Source organism: Stenotrophomonas sp. STEN022, from assembly GCF_056760155.1.
Window position 1 is genome coordinate 1 of sequence record NZ_JBRREG010000042.1, and the last position, 20,582, is coordinate 20,582.

General features: G+C 65.0%; 20 protein-coding genes. 11 read left to right on the forward strand and 9 right to left on the reverse strand.

What is annotated here, in order from left to right; translation table 11 throughout:
* Positions 1-144 precede the first annotated feature (144 nt).
* The gene (locus ACVOMF_RS10550) at positions 145-2,448 is read right to left on the reverse strand and encodes a TonB-dependent receptor (protein ID WP_481509242.1); all 2,304 of its coding nucleotides are present in this window, start codon (positions 2,446-2,448) and stop codon (positions 145-147) included.
* A gap of 173 nt (positions 2,449-2,621) precedes the next feature.
* Between ACVOMF_RS10550 and ACVOMF_RS10555 the strand changes: the two genes are divergently transcribed.
* Positions 2,622-3,635: a TIGR00266 family protein gene (locus ACVOMF_RS10555; protein WP_481509243.1), complete on the forward strand. Its 1,014-nt coding sequence runs from the start codon at positions 2,622-2,624 to the stop codon at positions 3,633-3,635.
* A gap of 208 nt (positions 3,636-3,843) precedes the next feature.
* Positions 3,844-4,878, forward strand: coding sequence for a patatin-like phospholipase family protein (locus ACVOMF_RS10560; RefSeq protein WP_481509244.1), 1,035 nt, complete (start codon positions 3,844-3,846; stop codon positions 4,876-4,878).
* Between the two features lie 221 nt (positions 4,879-5,099).
* Here ACVOMF_RS10560 and ACVOMF_RS10565 read toward each other — a convergent pair whose 3' ends face one another.
* On the reverse strand, positions 5,100-5,582 hold the full coding sequence (locus ACVOMF_RS10565; protein WP_312371839.1) for an Lrp/AsnC family transcriptional regulator: 483 nt from the start codon (positions 5,580-5,582) through the stop codon (positions 5,100-5,102).
* Positions 5,583-5,714: 132 nt separating this feature from the next.
* Between ACVOMF_RS10565 and phhA the strand changes: the two genes are divergently transcribed.
* Positions 5,715-6,605, forward strand: coding sequence for a phenylalanine 4-monooxygenase (gene phhA, locus ACVOMF_RS10570; RefSeq protein WP_481509245.1), 891 nt, complete (start codon positions 5,715-5,717; stop codon positions 6,603-6,605).
* Between the two features lie 112 nt (positions 6,606-6,717).
* Here phhA and ACVOMF_RS10575 read toward each other — a convergent pair whose 3' ends face one another.
* On the reverse strand, positions 6,718-7,437 hold the full coding sequence (locus tag ACVOMF_RS10575; RefSeq protein ID WP_481509246.1) for a DUF2306 domain-containing protein: 720 nt from the start codon (positions 7,435-7,437) through the stop codon (positions 6,718-6,720).
* Positions 7,438-7,603: 166 nt separating this feature from the next.
* On the opposite strand from ACVOMF_RS10575, the gene ACVOMF_RS10580 reads away from it, so the two are divergent.
* Positions 7,604-8,710 carry a sensor histidine kinase gene (locus ACVOMF_RS10580; RefSeq protein ID WP_481509247.1) on the forward strand — a complete coding sequence of 369 codons (1,107 nt, stop codon included), beginning with the start codon at positions 7,604-7,606 and terminating at the stop codon, positions 8,708-8,710.
* On the forward strand, positions 8,707-9,342 hold the full coding sequence (locus ACVOMF_RS10585; protein WP_481509248.1) for a response regulator transcription factor: 636 nt from the start codon (positions 8,707-8,709) through the stop codon (positions 9,340-9,342). Before ACVOMF_RS10580 ends, ACVOMF_RS10585 begins: the two co-directional genes overlap by 4 nt.
* Before the next feature lie 210 nt (positions 9,343-9,552).
* Here ACVOMF_RS10585 and dmeF read toward each other — a convergent pair whose 3' ends face one another.
* Positions 9,553-10,509: a CDF family Co(II)/Ni(II) efflux transporter DmeF gene (gene dmeF, locus ACVOMF_RS10590; protein WP_481509270.1), complete on the reverse strand. Its 957-nt coding sequence runs from the start codon at positions 10,507-10,509 to the stop codon at positions 9,553-9,555.
* 62 nt (positions 10,510-10,571) lie between these two features.
* Here dmeF and ACVOMF_RS10595 point away from each other — a divergent pair, with 62 nt between their 5' ends.
* From ACVOMF_RS10595 to ACVOMF_RS10615, 5 genes are all read left to right on the forward strand, one after another.
* Positions 10,572-10,844, forward strand: coding sequence for a metal/formaldehyde-sensitive transcriptional repressor (locus ACVOMF_RS10595; RefSeq protein ID WP_481509249.1), 273 nt, complete (start codon positions 10,572-10,574; stop codon positions 10,842-10,844).
* An 85-nt stretch (positions 10,845-10,929) separates the two neighbouring features.
* A complete protein-coding gene (locus ACVOMF_RS10600; RefSeq protein ID WP_481509250.1) occupies positions 10,930-11,646 on the forward strand; it encodes a DUF3348 domain-containing protein in 717 nt (238 codons plus the stop codon).
* A 10-nt stretch (positions 11,647-11,656) separates the two neighbouring features.
* Positions 11,657-13,744: a DUF802 domain-containing protein gene (locus ACVOMF_RS10605; RefSeq protein WP_481509251.1), complete on the forward strand. Its 2,088-nt coding sequence runs from the start codon at positions 11,657-11,659 to the stop codon at positions 13,742-13,744.
* Positions 13,745-13,749: 5 nt separating this feature from the next.
* The gene (locus ACVOMF_RS10610; protein ID WP_481509252.1) at positions 13,750-14,400 is read left to right on the forward strand and encodes an OmpA family protein; all 651 of its coding nucleotides are present in this window, start codon (positions 13,750-13,752) and stop codon (positions 14,398-14,400) included.
* Entirely contained in the window at positions 14,397-15,056 is a 660-nt protein-coding gene (locus ACVOMF_RS10615; protein ID WP_481509253.1) for a DUF2894 domain-containing protein, read from the forward strand. The genes ACVOMF_RS10610 and ACVOMF_RS10615 overlap by 4 nt, the downstream gene beginning before the upstream one ends.
* A gap of 18 nt (positions 15,057-15,074) precedes the next feature.
* Here ACVOMF_RS10615 and ACVOMF_RS10620 read toward each other — a convergent pair whose 3' ends face one another.
* The 5 genes from ACVOMF_RS10620 to ACVOMF_RS10640 all read right to left on the reverse strand — a co-directional run bounded on the left by ACVOMF_RS10620 (position 15,075) and on the right by ACVOMF_RS10640 (position 19,509).
* Complete coding sequence (locus ACVOMF_RS10620; protein WP_481509254.1) at positions 15,075-16,442, reverse strand: heavy metal sensor histidine kinase; 1,368 nt, start codon at positions 16,440-16,442, stop codon at positions 15,075-15,077.
* Complete coding sequence (locus ACVOMF_RS10625) at positions 16,439-17,131, reverse strand: heavy metal response regulator transcription factor (protein WP_481509255.1); 693 nt, start codon at positions 17,129-17,131, stop codon at positions 16,439-16,441. The genes ACVOMF_RS10620 and ACVOMF_RS10625 overlap by 4 nt, the downstream gene beginning before the upstream one ends.
* Before the next feature lie 25 nt (positions 17,132-17,156).
* Positions 17,157-18,053, reverse strand: a complete 897-nt coding sequence (copD, locus tag ACVOMF_RS10630) for a copper homeostasis membrane protein CopD (RefSeq protein ID WP_481509256.1) — start codon at positions 18,051-18,053, stop codon at positions 17,157-17,159.
* A 12-nt stretch (positions 18,054-18,065) separates the two neighbouring features.
* The gene (locus ACVOMF_RS10635; RefSeq protein ID WP_481509257.1) at positions 18,066-18,446 is read right to left on the reverse strand and encodes a copper resistance protein CopC; all 381 of its coding nucleotides are present in this window, start codon (positions 18,444-18,446) and stop codon (positions 18,066-18,068) included.
* A gap of 352 nt (positions 18,447-18,798) precedes the next feature.
* Positions 18,799-19,509 carry a pirin family protein gene (locus tag ACVOMF_RS10640; RefSeq protein WP_481509258.1) on the reverse strand — a complete coding sequence of 237 codons (711 nt, stop codon included), beginning with the start codon at positions 19,507-19,509 and terminating at the stop codon, positions 18,799-18,801.
* Positions 19,510-19,645: 136 nt separating this feature from the next.
* On the opposite strand from ACVOMF_RS10640, the gene ACVOMF_RS10645 reads away from it, so the two are divergent.
* On the forward strand, positions 19,646-20,575 hold the full coding sequence (locus ACVOMF_RS10645; protein WP_481509259.1) for a LysR family transcriptional regulator: 930 nt from the start codon (positions 19,646-19,648) through the stop codon (positions 20,573-20,575).
* Positions 20,576-20,582: the final 7 nt, after the last annotated feature.

Consider the following 20,582-nt stretch of genomic DNA (forward strand, 5'->3'; position numbering starts at 1 on the left):
TTGCCCCGGGCCGCCCCCCCCCCCGCGGGCCCGGCCCTCCCCGGTCCGCCCCCCCGCCGTCGGCCCGCGCTGGGCGCGCCACTACAGAAACGCAGAAGGCGCGGATTGCTCCGCGCCTTCTGCGTTCTACTTGCAGACCTGCGCTTAGAAGCGGGTCTTGAACTCCACACCCCACAGACGCGGCTCGTTGATGAAGCCGGTGAGGTTGTTGAAGTCGATGCCGCCGGTGGCGCGGATCTGGTTGGTGATGTTGCGGCCGTACAGCGCCACGTCGTAGTCACCGTCATTCCACTGGTAACCCACGCGCAGGCCGCCTTCCAGCAGCGACTTGCCGGTGAATTCCTTGGACTGGTACAGGAAGAAGTTCACTTCGCTGCGGTACGCCCAGTCGGTGAACACATACAGCTGCGTACCATCGGCCAGCGGCAGCGACCAGCGCGCGGTCATGTTGTGGGTCCACTCCGGTGCCTGCGGCAGCGCGTTGCCGTTGATCAGAACCTTGCCGTTGACGACCGGATTGGTCACGGTGCAGGAGAAGCACGGCGCCACGCTCAGATCGGAATCCTTGATCTCGGTGTGGTTGTAGCCGCTGCCCAGGGTGACCAGCAGGTTGTCGGTCAGATAGGCCTGCAGGTCCAGCTCAAAGCCCTGGCCTACGCTCTTGTCGGCATTGAGCAGGATGTTGGCATTGCCGCCGGCGCCGCCCACGGCGGTCAGCTGCTGGTCCTTGACCCGGTAGTGGTAAACGCTGGCGTTCAAGCGCGCACGGTTGTCCCAGAAATCGGCCTTCACGCCAGCCTCGAAGGACAGCACGGTTTCCGGATCAGCGACGGTCTTGTTGTTGAACGCACCCGCCGACTGGATCGAGCTGCCACGGAAACCGGTAGCGACGCGGCCGTAGACATTGACCGTGTCATTGACGGCGTAAGTTGCCGAGAAGTCCCAGTTGAACTTCTTGTCCTTGGTCGAGGCCGACAGGTAGGGATCGACCGCATCGCCGGCAGCGAACGCCGCCTGCTGCGCGGCGAGCAGACCGGCGAGATCGCACTTGGCCGACAGCACGCACGGCGAGAAACCAGTGTTCCAGTAATCCTTGACCTTCAGGTCCTTCTTGTCGACGGTGTAACGCACGCCAGCGCGCAGTTCCAGCTTGTCGGTGGCCTGGAAGTTCAGGCCGCCGAATACCGCCCAGGCATCATTGGTCTGGTTGATGCGCTGGAAGCCGTCCTGCTTGCTGCCGTTGGTGCTGTCGTAGCTGACGCTGTCGACGTCGTAGTCTTCCTTGAAATAGAACACGCCGGCCTGCCAGTTCAACGGACCTTCGTTCTGCGATTCAAGACGCAGCTCCTGAGTCCACTGCGAGTGGCTGGGGATGCCATCGGCGGTCTCGGAGGCGAACGGTACGTCAGCGGTGAAGTATGGGCCGGAGGTGCCGTCGATGTCGCCGACGCTGAAAGTATCGACGGTCTCGTAACCGGTGATCGAGGACAGCTTGTAGTTGCCCAGGTCCCAGCTCAGGCGCGCATTGGCACCGCTGCTGTCGAGCTCGGAGTGGTTGAGGCCGTCGATCGAGACCTTGTTCTCGTCGAAGCCGGGCACGAAATCGTTGCTGCCCTTCTTGAAGATGTTGCCGCGGAACAGGCGCGCGGTACCGTTGAGGTGACGCTTGTGCGCACCCAGCAACGCTTCGAAGTTGTCGCCTTCGTACAGGAACTGCGCACGCACGGCCGATTCGTCATAGCCTTCCAGGCCGTCGTTCGGACCGGTGCCGGTGTTCTTCACCCAGTCGTCGCGACGCTGGTACAAGGCCGACACACGTGCCGACCAGCGCGCGCTCAGCGCGCCGCCGACGGCGGCTTCCACGTTCCACAGGTTGTCGCTGCCGTAGCCGACCTTGCCGTAGCCTTCGAACTCCTGCGACGGGCGCACCGAGTCGAACTTGACCACACCGGCCGGTGTGTTGCGGCCGAACAGCGAACCCTGCGGGCCGCGCAGCACTTCCACCTGTTCGACGTCGAAGATCGGGAAGCCCTTGAGGATCGGGTTTTCCTGCACGATGTCGTCATACACCAGCGAGACCGGCTGCGAGGTGTTCAGACGGAAGTCGGTGTTGCCGTAGCCGCGGATGTAGAAGCGCGGGAAGGCGCGGCCGAACGAGGATTCGATGTTCAGGCTGGGCACGCGGCCGGACAGGTAACGCACGTCGGTACCACCGGAGGCCAGCGCGTCGAGCTTCTCGCCGCTGACGGTGCTGATCGACACCGGCACATCCTGGATGTTCTCCACCTTGCGTGCGGCGGTGACCTTCACCGCATCCAGCGTGGCGGCTTCCTTCTGGGCCGGGGTCGCATCCTGCGCGGCAGCGGTGAGTGGCAGTACGGCGAGAACGGCGACAAACAGCGGATGCGCTGCCGGCAGGCGGCGGCGGACGGTACGGGTCGGGGACATGGCGGAGAAGGGCCTGTTGAGGAGGAATGGGGAACTGCGCCTAGCACGGAATTGTTGCAGTACAACATTCGTATCGCAATCGTTCAGGTATTCAGCAGCATGACGCCTGTCAGGGGTATCGCGCCCTTCCGCCGCATAGACTTGGGGCTTCCTTCCTGCCCAGGCACCTTGCCATGACCCAGTGGTATTTCCATATTCCCGGCCAAGCCGACCGCGTCGGCCCGATGGACGACGAGGCAGCGCGCCGCTTTGCCCAGGGCAGCCGCCAGGCACTGGCCTGGCGCGAGGGCATGCAGGGCTGGCAGGCGGTGACCGAGATCGCCGACTTCGGCGGCCAGGCCAGCCCACCACCGATGCCGCCGCCGGTGGGCGGCAGGGGCAACCGAGCCGACGATATCGACTTCCGCATCATCGGGCATGAGATGCAGTTCGTGGAAATCGAACTGGACCCGGGCGAAAGCGCGATTGCCGAGGCCGGCGCGTTGATGTTCAAGGATTCCACGGTACAGATGGACACCGTGTTCGGTGACGGCCGCCACGAGGGTCAGGGCGGCGGCTTCATGGACAAGCTGATGTCGGCCGGCAAGCGCGTGATCACCGGCGAGAGCCTGTTCGCCACCGTGTTCACCCACACCGGCAGCGGCAAGGCCAAGGTCGCCTTCGCCGCGCCCTATCCCGGCACCGTGATCCCGATGAAGCTGGACCAGCACGGCGGCAAGCTGATCTGCCAGAAGGACAGCTTCCTGGCCGGCGCGCGCGGCGTGCAGGTCGGCGTGCATTTCCAGCGCAAGGTGATGACCGGCCTGTTCGGTGGCGAAGGTTTCATCATGCAGAAGCTCGAAGGCGACGGCTGGGTGTTCGTGCACGCTGGCGGCTGCGTGGTGGAACGCGAACTGGCCGCAGGCGAGCGCATCGACGTGGATACCGGCTGCGTGGTGGCTTACCACGCCGGCGTGGACATGGACGTGCGTCGCGTGGCCGGCCTGAAGAGCATGTTCTTCGGTGGCGAAGGCGTGTTCCTGGCCACCCTGACCGGCCCCGGCAAGGTATGGCTGCAATCGCTGCCGTTCTCGCGCCTGGCTGGCCGCATGTATGCCGCCGCACCGCAGGGCGGTGGGCAGAGCCGCGGTGAGGGCTCGGTGCTGGGTGGGTTGGGCCGCTTGCTGGATGGAGACAACAAGTTCTGATTGCTGGCTGGAGCAAAGCTCCAGCGTAAATCCGGGCCCTGGCTCCCGGCTCTTGGCTCGTCATTCCCGCGCAAGCGAGGATGACGAGCTCACTCCTCGGCACACTGAACCAGAATCGCAGCCCCACCTAAACAGCTCCGCTTGCCGCAACGTGCCTCGCCGACACAAAGCGCTATGCTGGCGCCCTTTCCAATACCCCCTGTTCATCATGAAAGCGCGCAACGCCCGTCTGCTGCTGTCCCTCTCCCTGTTTGGCCTGCTGGCAGCCTGTGGCGGCGAAAACACCAAGCCCACTCCGCCAGCAGCGGTACAGCCGACCACGCCGGTAAGGCCGGTCAAGATCGGCGTGGCACTGGGAGGTGGCGCGGCCAAGGGCTTCGCCCACATCGGCGTGATCAAGATGCTGGAGGCCAACGGCTTCGAGCCGGTGGTGGTGTCCGGCACCAGCGCCGGCAGCGTGGTCGGTGCCCTGTATGCCAGCGGCATGAACGCCTTCCAGATGCAGCAGAAGGCGGTCGCGCTGGATGAAGCCAGCATCCGCGATATCCGCCTGTTCTCCGGCGGCCTGGTGCAAGGCCAGAAGCTGCAGGACTACGTCAACGCGCAGGTCGGCAACAAGCGCGCCGAGCAGCTGCAGAAGCCATTCGCAGCGGTCGCCACGCAGCTGGAAACCGGTGAGCGCGCGGTATTCGTGCGTGGCAATGTTGGCCAGGCGGTGCGGGCTTCCAGCTCCATCCCCGGCGTGTTCGAGCCGGTGATCATCGGCGGCAAGAGCTATGTCGACGGCGGCGTTGTCAGCCCGGTGCCTGTGGATGCGGCCAAGCAGCTGGGTGCCGAATTCGTTATCGCAGTGGATATCTCCAGCCGCGCCACCGGCCAACGCCCGACCGGCCTGCTGGGTGCGGTGGGCCAGTCCATCACCATCATGGGCCAGCGCCTGGGTGAGCAGGAACTGGCACGCGCCGACGTGGTGATCCGCCCGGCGGTACTGGACATCGGCGCAGCCGATTTCGAGCAGCGTGGCCGCGCCATCCTCGAAGGCGAGAAGGCAGCGATGGCCGCGATGCCGCAGATCCGTGCTGGTATTGCCCGCCTGCAGCAAGCGCGCGCAACCACCGCGCGCAATGCCGATGCACGCGCTGCTGCCGTGCAGGCCGAAGCGCACCAGCGTTGCCAGGACAGCCGCAGCCGCATCGAGAAGCTGCGTGGCGTCGAGAAGAACTGCAGCGCGCCCGCGCGTTGAGGTTTGAAGCCCCTCTCCTAGCGGGGTGAGAGAGGCAGCTTGCGAACCATTGGTTCGCTGGCTCACGAACGCCCTCGCGCCAGCGCGAGGGCCGGGGCGCGGAGCGGGGGTTGGGGTGAGGGTACAGGCGAAGCGGATTGTTTCGGACTCAATTGGGCTTCGCCGCCTACCCTCATCCGCCCCTGCGGGGCACCCTCTCCCAACGGGAGAAGGAAGCGCCTTTACCGCCCCAGCTGCGACAGCGGCAGGGCGCGGAACTCCTTGACCGTGCGCAGCACGAAGCTGGAATTGACGTCGGCCACACCGGCTGCGTTGAGCAGCTTGTCGAGCAGGAATGCCGAGAAGTGGTCCAGGTCGCGTACGTAGACCTGCAGCAGATAGTCCATGTCGCCGGTCAGCGCATGGCAGGCCACCACTTCGTCCCATAGCTGCACCGCCTGCACGAAATGATCGATCGCCGCCTGCCCGTGCTTGGACAACTGCACGCGCACGAAGGCCTGCAGGCCCAGCCCAATCGCGCGTGGCTCCAGCCGTGCGCCATAACCGGCGATCACGCCTTCCGCTTCCAGCCGCTGCACCCGCCGCAGGCAGGCCGACGGCGAAAGATTCACCCGCGCCGCAAGTTCAGCGTTGGTGGCGCGGCCATGCTGCTGGATTTCGACCAGAAGCCGCAGATCCGTGCGATCAAGATTCACCGACGCCATCTTTGTTGCCCCGCACCATTGAATGGACGCAACAATATTGCGTCATGACCGGCTGACAGCGCAATTACGCACACCTGTTGCGTGGCAGGCTTCCTACCATGCGCTTATCTATTCCCTTCAGGAGCTGCCGCCATGGAAGCCAACCCGCGCCGCGTCGAACACCAACAGACCGACAAGGGTTACGTGCCGGTCTATACCACTGCCGTGGTGGAGCAGCCCTGGGACGGCTACAGCGCCGACGACCATGCCACCTGGAGCACCCTGTACCAGCGCCAGCGCGAGCTGCTGGTCGGCCGCGCCTGCCAGGAATTCCTCGATGCCCAGGACGAGATGGGCATGAGTGAGCACATGATTCCGCGCTTCGACCAGCTCAACGAAGTGCTGGGCGCGGCCACCGGCTGGACTCTGGTCGGGGTGGAAGGGTTGCTGCCCGAGCTCGATTTCTTCGATCACCTGGCCAACCGCCGCTTCCCGGTGACCTGGTGGATCCGCCGCCCGGACCAGATCGACTACATCGCAGAACCCGATCTGTTCCACGACCTGTTCGGCCACGTGCCGCTGCTGATGAACCCGGTGTTCGCGGACTACATGGCCGCCTATGGCCGCGGTGGCGTCAAAGCCCACGCGATCGGCCCGGATGCGCTGCAGAACCTGACCCGCCTGTACTGGTACACGGTGGAGTTCGGCCTGATCAACACCGCCGAGGGCCTGCGCATCTACGGTGCTGGCATCGTCTCCTCCAAGGGCGAGTCGCTGTACTCGCTGGAGTCGGCCGCGCCGAACCGGATTGGCTTCGACCTGGAGCGGATCATGCGCACCCGCTACCGCATCGATACATTCCAGAAGAGCTACTTCGTCATCGATGGCTTCGAGCAGCTGATGGCTGCGACCGAGCCGGACTTCACTCCGATCTACGCGCGTCTCGCCGATGCCGAGCATCTGCCGGCGGGCGATGTGCAGGCCGGTGACACGGTATTCCAGCGCGGCAGCGGCGAAGGTTGGGCAGACGGCGGCGACGTCTGAGCCAGCCTCACATCGCTGCAACGGAAGAAGCCGCCCAAGGGCGGCTTCTTCGTCTACGTCCCACGTAGCCCCGGCAAGCGAAACGCACCCGGGACCCCGCAGCGCCAGAAGCTCACTTCGCCGCACTGCTCGCCACCTTTCCCACCCGCCGACCGCCGTACTTGCGGTCCAGGTAGACACCAACCAATACCGCCACCAGCAACGGTGCCGCCCACGGGAACAGCTCGATCAACAGCGCCGGCACGCTGGTATGGGTGTGCAACCACTGCCATACCGGACGCATGCCAATGCCGAGGAAGGCAACATGGGTAGCGATGCCTGCACCCAGGATCGACTGGTAGTGCTGGCGGAACGCCCAGTCCGGACGCGACGGGCCACGGCGGGCGAACTTCAGCATGCGCCAGCCCACCCACAGACCAATCGACGAGAAGCCCAGGAACAACGGTTGGCGATGCTGGATGCCAGTGCCCACAACCACCAGCGCCAGGATGACCATCGGCCACACCGCCAGATGCCAGCCCGGCCGTGACACCAGCTTCTTCCAGTCACGCTTGTCGGTGACCGCACGCCAGGCCAGCCACGTCGCGTTGCCGGTGATCGCCATCAGGTAGGCCAGGAACAAGGCCGACAGCGGCTGCTGGCGGAAGAAAGCGAACTGGACGGTGATCGGCAGCGCGGTGACCACGATCACCGCCATCGCCAGCAGATACACCTTGCCCAGCAAGCGATGCCGGGGCGAGCCTTTCTTCATGAACGCCGCCGACCAGAAGCCGACCAGGGCGACCACGCCAGCCAGCACATGCAGCGCAACGATCAGGGAATATCCGGGCATGACAGCGATCTCTTCGGTGGTGGCCGGCGAATGCGATGGCCTGTGCACAGCGTGCGTTTTCGGGCGTAGGCACAGCAGTCGCGGCAGTCATTGATCTACCCTGCCGGAAGTCACTTTCTGCTCTGCTCCCCTTGCCGCTAACGCCTGCGCCCACCAGCATGTAGGTATGGAAATCACTCCCCGTTCGCGCTGGCACAGACTGCTGCACCCACTCAACCTCGCCGGCCTGCTGACCTGGCTGGCGGTAGCGGCCACCCTGCCCTATGGCTCCGCCGAGCAGATGGCCCTGCGGTGGGGCAGTGCCCTGCTATTCCTGATCGCGTTTCTGTTTGCCGCCAGCTACGAGCGCCCCTCGCCACAACGCAGCGTGGCGCTGCTGATTGAAGCCCTCGCAGCACTGGCGGTGATCCGCCTGGCCGCCAGCAGCGGCGTGGCGCCCGCCCTGCTGGTGATGCTGGCCGCACAGGTGGCGATGAGTTGGCCACTGCGCATCACCCTGGTGCTCATGCTGCTGGTCAACCTTGGCATGTACCTGGTCCTGCGTGGCAGCCACAGCCATCCTGCCGCAGTAGTGCTGATCTTTGCCGGCTTCCAGGCCTTCGCCATGCTCACCACACATTACGCGCGCAGCGCCGAGCAGGCGCGCGACCGGCTGGCACTGGTCAATGCCGACCTGCTGGCCACCCGCGCCCTGCTCGCCGAGAGATCGCGCGACATGGAACGGCTGCGGCTGTCGCGTGAACTGCACGATGTGGCCGGGCACAAGCTCACTGCGCTGCGCCTGCACCTGCGCGCGCTTGCCGCATGCACCGATGCGCCGCCCGAGCTGGCCCTGTGCGAGCAACTGTCCGCCGAGCTGCTGGGCGATATCCGCGCCGTGGTGCACTGCCTGCGTGACAGCGGCCAACTCGACATGGATACCGCCCTGCTCGCGCTGGCCGCGCCCTTGCCGCGCCCACGGCTGCAACTGCAGCTGGAGGATGACGTGCAGGTCAGCGACACCGCCAAGGCCGAAACCATTCTGCGCTGCGTGCAGGAGGCGCTGACCAACAGTGCTCGCCACAGCGATGCAAAGGTGTTGCAGGTGTCCCTGCGGCACCGCGACGGGCAATTGCTGTTGGCGATGGAAGATGACGGTCAGCTGCGCGGCGAACCACACGCCGGCAATGGCCTGACCGGCATGCGCGAACGGGTCGACGAACAAGGCGGCAGCCTGCAGCTGCTACGCGCCGCTTCCGGTGCCCTGCGGATTCGTGTGGAATTGCCAGCATGAACGACTCCCCCCGCATTGCCCTGGTCGACGACCAGGCCCTGATCCGCGCTGGCCTGCGCGCCTTGCTGCAGCAGCTTGGCATCACCATCGTGTTCGAAGCCGACAGCGGCGATGCCCTGCTCGAACAGCTGGCGCAGCAGCCGGTGCAGCTGATCCTGTCGGACATCCGCATGCCGGGCATGGACGGCATCCAGGCCTTGAAGGCCCTGCGCGAGCGCGGCGATCAAACGCCGTGCGTGTTCCTGACCACCTTCGACGAGAGCGACCTGCTGCTGCGTGCCACCGAAGCCGGTGCGCAGGGTTTCCTGCTGAAGGATGCAGCGCCGGAAGACCTGCATGACGCCATCGGCCGCGCCATCGCCGGGCAGACCTTGTTGCAGCCGGTGAGCACCGATGCGGTGCGGCAGCGGTATCGCTACCACGCCGATGACGCACCGAAAGAGTTGTTCAGCCAGAAAGAAGTCGCGGTATTGCGGCTGATGGCCGGCGGTTACAGCAACCGCGAGATCGCTGGCAGCCTGTTCCTGGCCGAAGGCACGGTGAAGAACTACGTGTCGACCATCCTCGACAAGCTCGACACCCGCGACCGCACCCGCGCGGTGTTGAAAGCCATCACCCTGCGGGTGATCTGACAGTCTGGATGCACAACCGGTAGTGCCGAGCCATGCTCGGCAGGGGCATCACCCGCAATCCATCAGCGCTTGTGGGAGCGACGGCAGCCGCGAAGCCCATGAATCATCAGATTGCGAACATATCGGTAATTGCAGCATTGCCAGCTTCGCGGCTGCCGCCCCTCCCACAACTGGGTTCCCGGTAACGCCTCTGCCGAGCATGGCTCGGCACTACAGCGCGGCTGCGCTACGTACCTCGACCGTCACGTGCACGATCTCTTCGTGGATCGCCAAGGCGCGATGGAATACCTCCGGCGACACCACGGACTCGGTCACTACTTCCATCTCGCAGGCATAGCGACCACGGCCGACCTGCCAGACGTGCAGGTCACTGATGTGCGCGGGCACCTCCCCCTGTTCCACCGTTTCGCGGATCTCGGCCACCACCGGTGCGTCCATTTCCGCATCCAGCAGCACGCCACTGGTCTGCTTGATCAAGCCCCAGGCCCAGACCGACACCAGTGCCGCACCAACGATGCCCATCAGCGGGTCCAGCCAGGAGGCGCCGAAGTACAGACCACCGAGCAGGGCGATGATCGCCAGCACCGAGGTCGCCGCATCGGCCAGGACATGCAGGTAGGCCGAGCGCTGGTTCAGATCGTGGTGGTGATGGTGGTGATCGCCATGCGCATGGTGGTGGTCATGCCCATGATCGTGACCATGATGATGGTGTTGATCGCGCAGCCACCATGCACACAGCAGGTTCACCGCCAAGCCGACCACCGCGATCGCAATGGCCTGCTGGTAATGGATGGGGCTGGGTTTGAACACGCGCAGGATGGACTCGAAGGCCATGATCGCGGCAACCCCCAGCAACAGGATCGCGCTGGTGAACCCAGCCAGGATCTCGATCTTCCAGGTACCGAAAGCAAAGCGCGGGTCATCGCGGTAGCGCCGTGCGCAGGCATAGGCAAAGGCTGCCAAACCAAGCGCCAGCGCATGCGAACTCATATGCCAGCCATCGGCCAGCACCGCCATCGAGTTGAACCACCAGCCGCCAGTGATCTCCACCACCATCATCACCACGGTCAATGCCATCGCCCGACGGGTGTTTTTCTCCGCCATCGGATTGCCGTCGCTGAAGGCGTGGCTGTGGCGGCGGGATTGAGCGAGTGCGTGAAGTTGCATGGCGGTGGGCTGGGACAAGGACGGCGTGATTCTATACCCCCACGGGGTATATAATGCCAGCCATGGCTCATATCCAACGTGACAAGAAGAAACTGCTGACCCGGGTGCGGCGCATCGCCGGCCAGGTGGCGGCGCTGGAACAGGCATTGCTAAGCGGTGATGACTGCGACGCCGTACTGGTGCAGATCGCCGCCGCCAAAGGCGCCATGCACGGGCTGATGCTGGAGGTAATGGCCGGTCATCTGAGTGACCATGTCGTCGCCGAAACCGACCCGGCCAAGCGTGCTGCCGAGGCCGAGCTGCTGCTGGAACTGCTCAAACGCCACGCGCGCTGACCCCGGCAGGGTCCCCCGCCCTGAATACCCGGGCCAGAGCGCGGTTTGCCGCAGCATGTAAAATGACCAATTTTTAGTCAGGACCATGGCGAAAGCATCCGAACGGGCGCCCGTTCTGGGCCCGGCGTTCATTCGCCTGCTGGCCCGCTTCAATGACGAGGGTGCATCCCCTGCGGCACCTGCGGTGCCGGAGCGGCTGGCGCAGTGGTTCGACTGGAACCGTGCCATCACCCTGTCCAAGGCGCTGGACAACCCACCGCCGGAGCCCGAGCCCGGTGACGCCTACGAGCCCGCGCAGGATGCTGAATACGCCAACGCGCGGACCAAGCTGGTGGAGGCCATCCAGGCCGAGGTCGACCTGAGCCCGCCACGCAACCCGGCGCCGGCCGATGCCGAGTTGCCACCCGGCTTCGCCCCCTACCGCCAGCATTACCTGAACCAGCAACGCGCCATGCAGACCGCCAGCGGTCGCCTGCGTGGCCGCCTGCGTGACATGCTGGCGCGGCAATCGCCGGCCAAGGCGCGTCTGGCCGAAGTCGACGCGGTGATGGAAGCCACCCTCAGCCCGCGCGAACACAGCCTGCTTTCCCATGTGCCGGTGCTGCTCGGCCTGCACTACCAACGGCTGCTTGCTGCAGCCGCGCACGCCCCCGCCGATGCCACCGCATCGGATGCCACCGCGGCACCCACTGGCCCTTGGCTGGTCACGTTCCGGCAAGACCTGCGCATCGCGCTGCTGGCCGAACTGGATGTCCGTTTCCACCCCATCGATGGCCTGCTCGCAGCGCTACGCACCCGGTAATCCGTACCTCATGTCCAGAAACCTCGTTGCAGTCGTTGTCTTCCTTGTTGGCCTGCTGGCCGTGTGCTGGATCGGCGTCGGCTATGCCGGCACCCATCCGCTGGCCGCGGTGGTCGCCGCGATCATCGCTGCCTGCTATCTGGCCGGTGCGGTGGAACTGTTCCGCTACCGCCAAGCCACCACCACCCTGCAGCAGGCCTTGCCATCCATCGGTGAAGCGGCAGACAACCTCGATGGCTGGCTCGGCCGCCTGCAGCCTGGCCTGCGCGGTCCAGTGCGCCTGCGCGTGCAGGGCGAACGCGTCGGCCTGCCCGCACCTGCACTGACCCCGTATCTGGTTGGCCTGCTGGTGTTGCTGGGCATGCTCGGCACCCTGCTCGGCATGATGGCCACGCTGCGCGGCACCGGCCTGGCACTGGAAAGCGCTACCGACCTGGATGCCATCCGCAGCTCGCTGGCCGCACCAGTGAAGGGTTTGGGCTTCGCCTTCGGCACCTCGATCGCCGGTGTCGCCAGCTCGGCCGCACTCGGGTTGCTGTCGGCCCTGCTGCGCCGCGAACGCGCGCAGACCGTGCAGGAACTGGATGCCTGCATCGCCAGCCAGCTGCGCACGCACTCGCAGAGCTTCCAACGCGGCGAGACCTTCCGCCTGCTGCAGGAACAGAACGCGCTGATGCCGACCCTGGTCGAGCGCCTGCAAGCCATGATGGGCAGCCTGGAGCAGCAGCACCAGGCCAACAACGAACGCCTGCAGGCCAGCCAGCAGGAATTCCACCAGCGCACCGAAGCCGCCTATACGCAGCTGGCGGCATCGCTGCAGCAATCGATGCAGGCCGGCATCAGCCAGCAGGCCAATGCGGTTGGCGCCGCGCTGCAGCCAGTTGTTGATGCAACCATGGCGGGCCTGGCAGACAATTCCAACGCCCTGCACGCCAGCATCGACAACGCCGTGCACAAACAGCTCGATGGCATCAATGCCGCCGTGCAGAGCGCCGCCGCAACCGCGGGCAGCAGCTGGACTACGGCACTTGAGCAACAGCAACACAGCAACAACACGCTCAACGAACAGCTGCAACAGGCCTTGACGCAATTCACCAGCACCTTCGAACAGCGCTCCAACAGTTTGATCGACGGCATTGCCACGCGCATGGAAGACAACGTCAGCCGCACCGCCGATGCCTGGCGTGATGCACTCGCACAGCAGCACAGCGCGCATGACGAACTGGCGCAGCGCAATGAGCAGGCCTTGCTCGCGGCTTCGTCTTCGTTTGAACAGCGCGCGCAGTCGCTGCTGTCTTCGCTGCAGCAATCGCACGAACAACTGCAGAACGCTTTCGCCGAACGCGACGAACAGCGGCTCGGCCAATGGTCGCAGTCGCTATCGGCAATGGTCGGCACACTGGACAGCAGCTGGCAGCGCAACGGAGAAGCGGTCGCACAGCGCCAGCAGCAGATCTGCGACAGCCTGGCACAGGCCACGCAGGCCATGAGCGAGCAGCAGCAGGCGCAGGCCCGCGACACCATCGCCGAGATCTCGCGCCTGGTGCAGACCGCCTCCGAGGCACCGCGCGCCGCCGCCGAAGTGGTGGCCGAGCTGCGCCAGAAGCTGTCCGACAGCATGGTCCGCGACACCGCCATGCTGGAAGAACGCAGCCATCTGCTGTCGACGCTGGAGACCCTGCTCGGCGCGGTCACCCACGCATCGACCGAACAGCGCAGCGCGGTCGACGCACTGGTCAGCACTTCGGCCGAGCTGCTCGAACGCGTCGGCAGTCGCTTCAGCACCCAGCTTGAAAGCGAGACCAGCAAGCTCGACCACGCCGCCGCCAACGTCACTGCCAGCGCGGTGGAGATGGCCAGCCTGGGCGATGCCTTCGGCAGCGCCGTGCAACTGTTCGGCCAATCCACCGCGGCCTTGAATGAGCGCCTGCAGCTGATCGAAAACGCATTGGACAAGTCGCTGGCCCGCAGCGACGAGCAGCTGGCCTACTACGTCGCGCAGGCGCGCGAAGTGGTGGACCTGAGCATGCTCTCGCAGAAGCAGATCATCGGCGAACTGCAGCAGCTGGCCGAAGCCCGCGATAACGCCGGAGCCTGAGCGCGATGAGCGACGAAATCGAATTCGACGCCGAATCCAGCGCCACCACCTGGGCCGCATTCGGCGACCTGATGTCGGTGCTGCTCGGCGCCTTCGTGCTTATCCTTGCCAGCGTGATCGGCATCCAGCTGCTGCTGCACAACCGCCTGGATGAAGAGGTCAAGCAGCGCCAGGAACAGACCGCCAAGCTGAAGACCTTGGAACAGGCTTTGGCTGCACCGCTGGCGGCTGGCCGCGTCACCGTCATCAATGGTCGCATCGGCATCAGCGGCAGCGTGTTGTTCGCGCTCAACTCCGACCAGCTGCAGCCGGAAGGCCGCGAGCTGCTGCAGAGCATCGCCGCGCCGTTGCGGGACTATCTGGGTGCACGCGAAGAGATCCTGATGGTCAGCGGCTTCACCGACAACCAGCCGGTGCGCGTGGTCAATGGCCGCTTCGCCGACAACCTTGAATTGTCGGCCGCGCGTGCGCTCACCGTCACCCGCACCCTGATTGCCGATGGCGTGCCGTCGCAGTCGGTGTTCGCCGCTGCCTTCGGTGCCGAGCAGCCGGTCAGCAGCAACGATGACGAAGCGGGCCGCGCGAAGAATCGCCGCGTCGAGATCGCGCCGATCCCGCGTCCCAAGCAGGACGGCAAGCCCGATGCCGCGCAATGATGCCCGCTGATTCGGCGGCACTGGCACAGCTGCAGGCCTGGCGCGAGAGCGGCGCTGATCGTTGTGATCCGTCGCGCTTCGAACTGATCGCGGCACTTGCGCAACGTGCACAAGGCTACAGCGGCAGCGCGCGTGAGCAGTTGGATGCGCGTCTGGCACAACTGACCGATGCGTATGCGCAGCTTGTTGCCGTTGACGTTGTGGAGCCGGCAGCCCAGACCGGAACCGAAAGTCCTCTGCAATCACTGCTGCAGCAGCTGGAGGCAGATCCGCTGCAATACCAGTTGCCGCTGAACACCGCCAACGCGACAGCTGGCGACAACGACACCGCCGATGGCACGGAAGCAAGCTTGATGCCGGCACTGGATGAGTTCCAGCAGCTATGGAGCCGCATCCGCATCGACAGCCTGCTGCGTCAGTGCCTGGATTCGTTGCCCGAAGATGCCGGCCCGCTCAATTCCAGCGTGCTTACCTATCGCGCGATGGCGCTGATGCAGGAGCTGTCGCCGGAATATCTACAGCACTTCATCGCTTATGTGGATGTGCTGACGTGGATGGAGCAGTTGGGCGCCAGCAGTCCGCAAAGCAACGCTGGCCGCGCGGCCAGCGCCCGCAAGCCTCCGCGCGCGAGCACAGGCAAACGCAAAAAGGCCTAGCGCTTCAACGCGCGCCGTTCATGCCAGCGGCAGCTGCAGACTGAACACCGTGGCTTGCGTTGTGGAGATCACCTGCACCTGCCCACCATGCGCCTGGGCGATGGCGCGGGTGATCGCCAGACCCAGGCCTGCGCCCTCACCATGGCCGCGCCCGCGCGAACGATCCGCACGGTAGAAGCGATCGAACAAGCGCGGCAATACATCGGCAGGAATCGGCGTACCGGGATTGCTGACCTCGATGCTGCAACGTCCGTCACCGCTGCGGATGCGGATCTGTACCACGCCGCCCGGCGGGCAATGCTGGATGGCATTGGAAAGCAGATTGGCAACGGCACGATGGATCATCAAACGATTGCCCTGCAGATCGGCATCGCCGTCGCGCTGCAGCTGCACCTGTTTGTCTTCGGCCAGCAGGCCATAGAATTCCAGCAGCGCATCCACCAGGCTGCCCAGCGCTACCCGTTCCCGGGTTGGCAACGCATCCACCGTTTCCGCCTGCGCCAGATACAACATGTCCGTCACAATCCGCGATAGCCGCTGCATCTCCTCGGCGCAGGAGCCAAGTGCATCGCGATAAGCGGCGTTGTCGCGTGGCTGCGCCAGCACCACATGCACCTGGGTGAGCAGGTTGGTGATCGGCGTGCGCAACTCATGGCTGAGGTCGGCAGAAAACTCGGACAACCGAACGAAATCGTTCTGCAGCCGCGCCAGCATGCTGTTCAAGGTCTGCGCGAGGTGATCTAGTTCGGCTGGTGCCGCGCCCACCGACAGGCGCCGGTCCAGATGCTCGGTGGTGATCTGCCTGGCTTCATCGGCCAGGCTTTGCAGCGGCCGCAATGTGCGCCGCACCACGTAGCCACCGAGCAGGCTGCTGGCGACCGCCGCCAAGATGATGCAGGCCGCAAGCAGCTGGTGGAAGCCACGCAAGAATGGCGCATGGCGCGCACCGTCGATCGCCAACAACAAGGTCAATGGACGACCTTGCTGCACCTGGCGAAAGTGCAGGACGATGAAGTGATTGCCATCAGGCAGTCGCCACAGTTGCTGTCGCAGCTGCGCCGTCGACGGATGCTGCTGTGCATAAGCCAGCAGGCTTGGTGGCGCGGTGGAGAACAGGGCCTTGCCGTCGACATCTCCGATCCAGAACGCGATATCCGGATGGTGGCCCAACGCTTCACCGAGCCGTTGACCTAGCTCCTGCGGCGGTACGGTCGCCGCCATATCGCTGATCAGTGCCGCCTTGTTCTCCAGCTCGGCGCGGTCCAGGGCATTGAAGTTGTGCCGCACCGCCTGGTCGATGGCGATGCCGAGCACCGCCATCACCAACACACTGATCGTGGCCAGCAGTGCGGTCAGCCGCCAGACGGTGGAGCGCCGCCGCGTCATGCATCGTCACCGGCGGCCGGCGCTTCCAGCACATAGCCCATGCCGCGCACGGTGACGATGAGCTTGTCGGCGAAATCATCGTCGATCTTGGCCCGCAGCCGGCGTACCGCGACATCGATGACATTGGTGTCGCTGTCGAAGTTCATGTCCCACACCTGCGATGCGATCAGCGAACGCGGCAGCACTTCACCACGGCGCCGCGCCAGCAGTTCCAGCAAGGCGTACTCCTTCTGGCTGAGCTGGATGCGGCGCTCGCCGCGCTGCACGCGGCGACGCAGGGTGTCCACCACCAGATCGGCGATGACGATGCGCTCTGCCTGCGGCTGCACCTGGCCGCGACGCAGCAGGGTGCGCACGCGTGCCAGCAGTTCGACGAAGGCGAAGGGCTTGACCAGGTAGTCATCTGCACCGAGCTCCAGGCCCTGCACGCGATCAGGAATGCTGCTGCGCGCGGTCAGGAACAGCACCGGCAGCGGATTGCCGGCATCACGCAGCCGCGCCAGCACGCTCCAGCCATCCATGCCCGGCAACATCACGTCCAGGATCAGCAGTTGATAGTCACCGCTGCTGGCCAGATGCAATCCGTCCGCGCCGTCGGCGACCAGATCCACCACATAGCCGGCCTCCTCCAGTCCCTGGCGCAGATAGCTACCGGTCTTGGGCTCGTCTTCGACGATCAACAACTTCATTGCAGGTCCTAGAAGCAGCGCTGGCTCAGGTGGTGGGGTCAAGCGTACCCAGTACGGCGACACATGCCAGCACCAGCAGCGCCAGCAAAGCTTCCAGCGCGAGGCTGCGGCGTAGTGCCCGCAATGGATGCGCTGCTCGGGTCTGCAAGGCCACAGCCAGGGCCGGCACCAGTCGCCAGCGGTGCAAGGCTGCCAACAGCAACATGCCGGCCACCAGCAGCAGCTTGAACGATAGCCAACGCCCATGGGTGGTGCCAGTCAGACTGGCGATGCTCCCGCCCAGATCGATGTAGCTGATGCTGCCGGTAATGGCCAGCAGCGCGACGATGATCGTACCGGGCAGCGCGAAACCACGCAGGCCAGCCAACAGCGCCGCTGCGCGTTCGCCTGACGGTTGTTGCAGGCTGCGCCTTAGCAGGCCCAGCAAGGCCATGATGGCGCCCAACCACGCACCGGCGGCAAGCAGGTGGATGATGCCTGCCGACAAGCGCGGCCAGCCCTGCAGGTAGTCGCCAGCACCGGCATGACCGTTCCAGGCAAGGCTGGCCAGCGCGATGGCGGCCAATGCTGTCTGTGGCAGCAGCTGGCGCGCGTGCTGCCGCCGTGGCAGCAACAGGAGCAGCAGCAAGGCCAGCACCGCGCCGCGTACCAGCGCGGCGCGTCCGGCGGTGGTGGCACCGATGAACCAGGCCAGATCATCTACCCCCAATGCATCCGGTGCGACGTCGAGCAAGGTGGATACGCGCAAAGTCGCGTCCAGCAACACCATCGCCAGACCACCCACCGCCAGCAGCAGGCCCCAACTGCGCCAGCCCAGCAGCGGCGCCAAGCGCTGACTACGCGCGAACAGCGGCACGCCGAACAGCAGCATCAGGTCCACATACAACAGGAAACGCAGCGTGTAGACAAAGGGCTCGGACATCATCCGGCCTGCTTACTTGACGCTGAAATCGATCTCGCCACTCATCGGGTGGCTGTCCGATCCTACCGTGCGCCACTGCAGGCGATAGTTGCCCGGCACCAGCGGTGCATTGGGCACGGTGCGCAAGGTGCGGCCGTCGGCAAGTAGCTGCGCAGGCGCCACTGCCACCTTCATCCACAAGCGGCCATGGCCCATGAACAACTCGGCGCGCGATCCGCGTGCCAGCAGGGCTTCGCTGAAGGTCACATCGATCTGCGTTGGCGCGGCAACGGACGTATTGGCTGCGGGGCTGGAGCTCAGCACACGCGGATGCGCGATTGCCGTAGCCGACATGAAGACGCCAGCCAGCAGCACGGTGGCAGCGGAGAGAGAAAAACGACGAAGTAATGACATGACCGGCACCTGCAGAAGAGGCGCTCAGGCTAGGCGCGCGCAGCTGTCATCGGCCTGACCTGGAGATTACGAAACTGTCAGGAACCGGGGTTGGCAGGCAGTGCACTGCGCGAACCGGCAACATCGACGGCGAGCAGACTGGTTGTTTGTGGGAGCGGCATAAGCCGCGAAGCAGATACGCAACTAGCTGACACTGCTGCTTACGACTTCAACACTGTCAGCTTCGCGGCTTACGCCGCTCGCACAAACAGAGACTGCCTCTGAGAGAGTCGAGAAGCTGGTGCATCACCAGCTCCTCGGCCCGGGTAGCGCTGCCGCACTTGAGCAAACAGAAACCTGACTCTGGTTTTGCTTACTTCAGCGCAGCGGTATCCACCAGCACCAGCTCGGAGTCTTCCAGCGCAGTGATGCGGATGCTGGTCTCGCCGGTGATGGCAGCGCCATCGCGGGCCTCCAGCACCACGCCGCTGACATCGACCTTGCCGGTGTTCGGCACCAGGTAACCGTAACGGTTGGCATCGGTGAAGTGGTACTCGGTGCTCTCGCCAGCCTTCAACGTAGCGCCCAGTACGCGGGCGTTGGCGCGTATCGGCAATGCATCGTCGTCACCTTCCATGCCACTGGCCAGGGTAATGAAGCGGCCCGAGCGCTCGCCCTTGGGGAAGGGCTTGCTGCCCCAGGACGGCTTGCCACCGCGCTGGTCCGGAAAGATCCAGATCTGGAAGATCTTGGTGACGCCCGCCTCCAGGTTGTATTCGGCGTGGCGGATGCCGGTACCGGCACTCATCACCTGCACATCGCCTGCTTCGGTACGGCCCTGGTTGCCCTGGTCGTCCTTGTGGGTAATGGCGCCTTCGCGCACATAGGTAATGATTTCCATCTCGGCATGCGGGTGCGGCGGGAAGCCGGTGCCGGGCTGGATGATGTCGTCATTCCAGACCCGCATCGCGCCCCAGTTCATGCGCTTGTTGTCCTGGTACTCGGCAAACGAAAAGTGGTGCTTGGCATCGAGCCAGCCGTGATTGGCTCCACCAAGGCTGGCAAATGGGCGACGTTCAATCATGGCGTTCTCCTGAAAGCGGTGGGGTTTCGACGGGGAAAGTCTAGGCCTGCACCTCGATGCCGAGAATAGAAAGTATGGAAATGCATTATTTCCATTTGTGACATGATCACCCCACCCTGCCCTGCGAGCTGCCACCATGAACCGCCTGCCTGACCTGGAAGCCTGGGCCATCTTCGCCAAGGTCGCCGAAGCCGGCTCCTTCGCCCGTGCCGCCGAGGAGCTGCAGCTGTCGCAGGCCACCGTTTCCAAGGCCATCACCCGGCTGGAGACGCGTATCGGCACCAGCCTGTTCCACCGCACCTCGCGGCGCATGTCGCTGACCGCCGCCGGTGAAGCGGCGCTGGAACGGGCGGCACGCATCCTCGATGAGGGTGAGGCGGTCGAGGCCGAAGTGGCCGACCGTTCGGCCGCGCTGCGTGGCCTGATCCGGCTGGCCGCGCCGATGTCATTCGGCGTGTCGCGGCTGGCTCCGCTGCTGCCAGAGTTCATGCAGGCCCATCCTGACGTGGAACTGGATATCCAGCTCAGCGACCAGATGGTGGACCTGGTGGCCGAACGCTTCGACATGGCGCTGCGCATCTCCACGCTTGCCGACTCCAGCCTGCGTGCACGCCAGCTATGCCAGGTACGCATCCTGCTGGTCGGGTCGCCTGCCTACTTCGAGGTGCATGGGCGGCCCACGCATCCGCGTGATCTGGTCCAGCACCGCGGTTTCCAATACAGCTACACCCGCAGCGGCAACACCTGGCGCTTCCGCCACCCGCGCCATGGCGAGTTCGCGCAGACCGTGCCGCGTCAGCTGCAGGCCAACAATGCCGAGATATTCGATGCCGCCCTGCAGGCAGGACTCGGCCTGGCCTTGCAGCCCGAGTTCCTGGTCTGGGAGCAACTGCGTGATGGCCGCCTGCAAACCGCCATGGACGACTGGAAGGTCGAACCGCTGGCGCTGAGCATCATCACCCCGCCCGGCCTGCATCGGCCGGCACGGGTACAGGCCTTGATCGATTACCTAGCGTTGCGTCTGGAGAAGGAGCCGTGGGCGGCACCTGGCCAGCACGGCATCTAGTCGAACG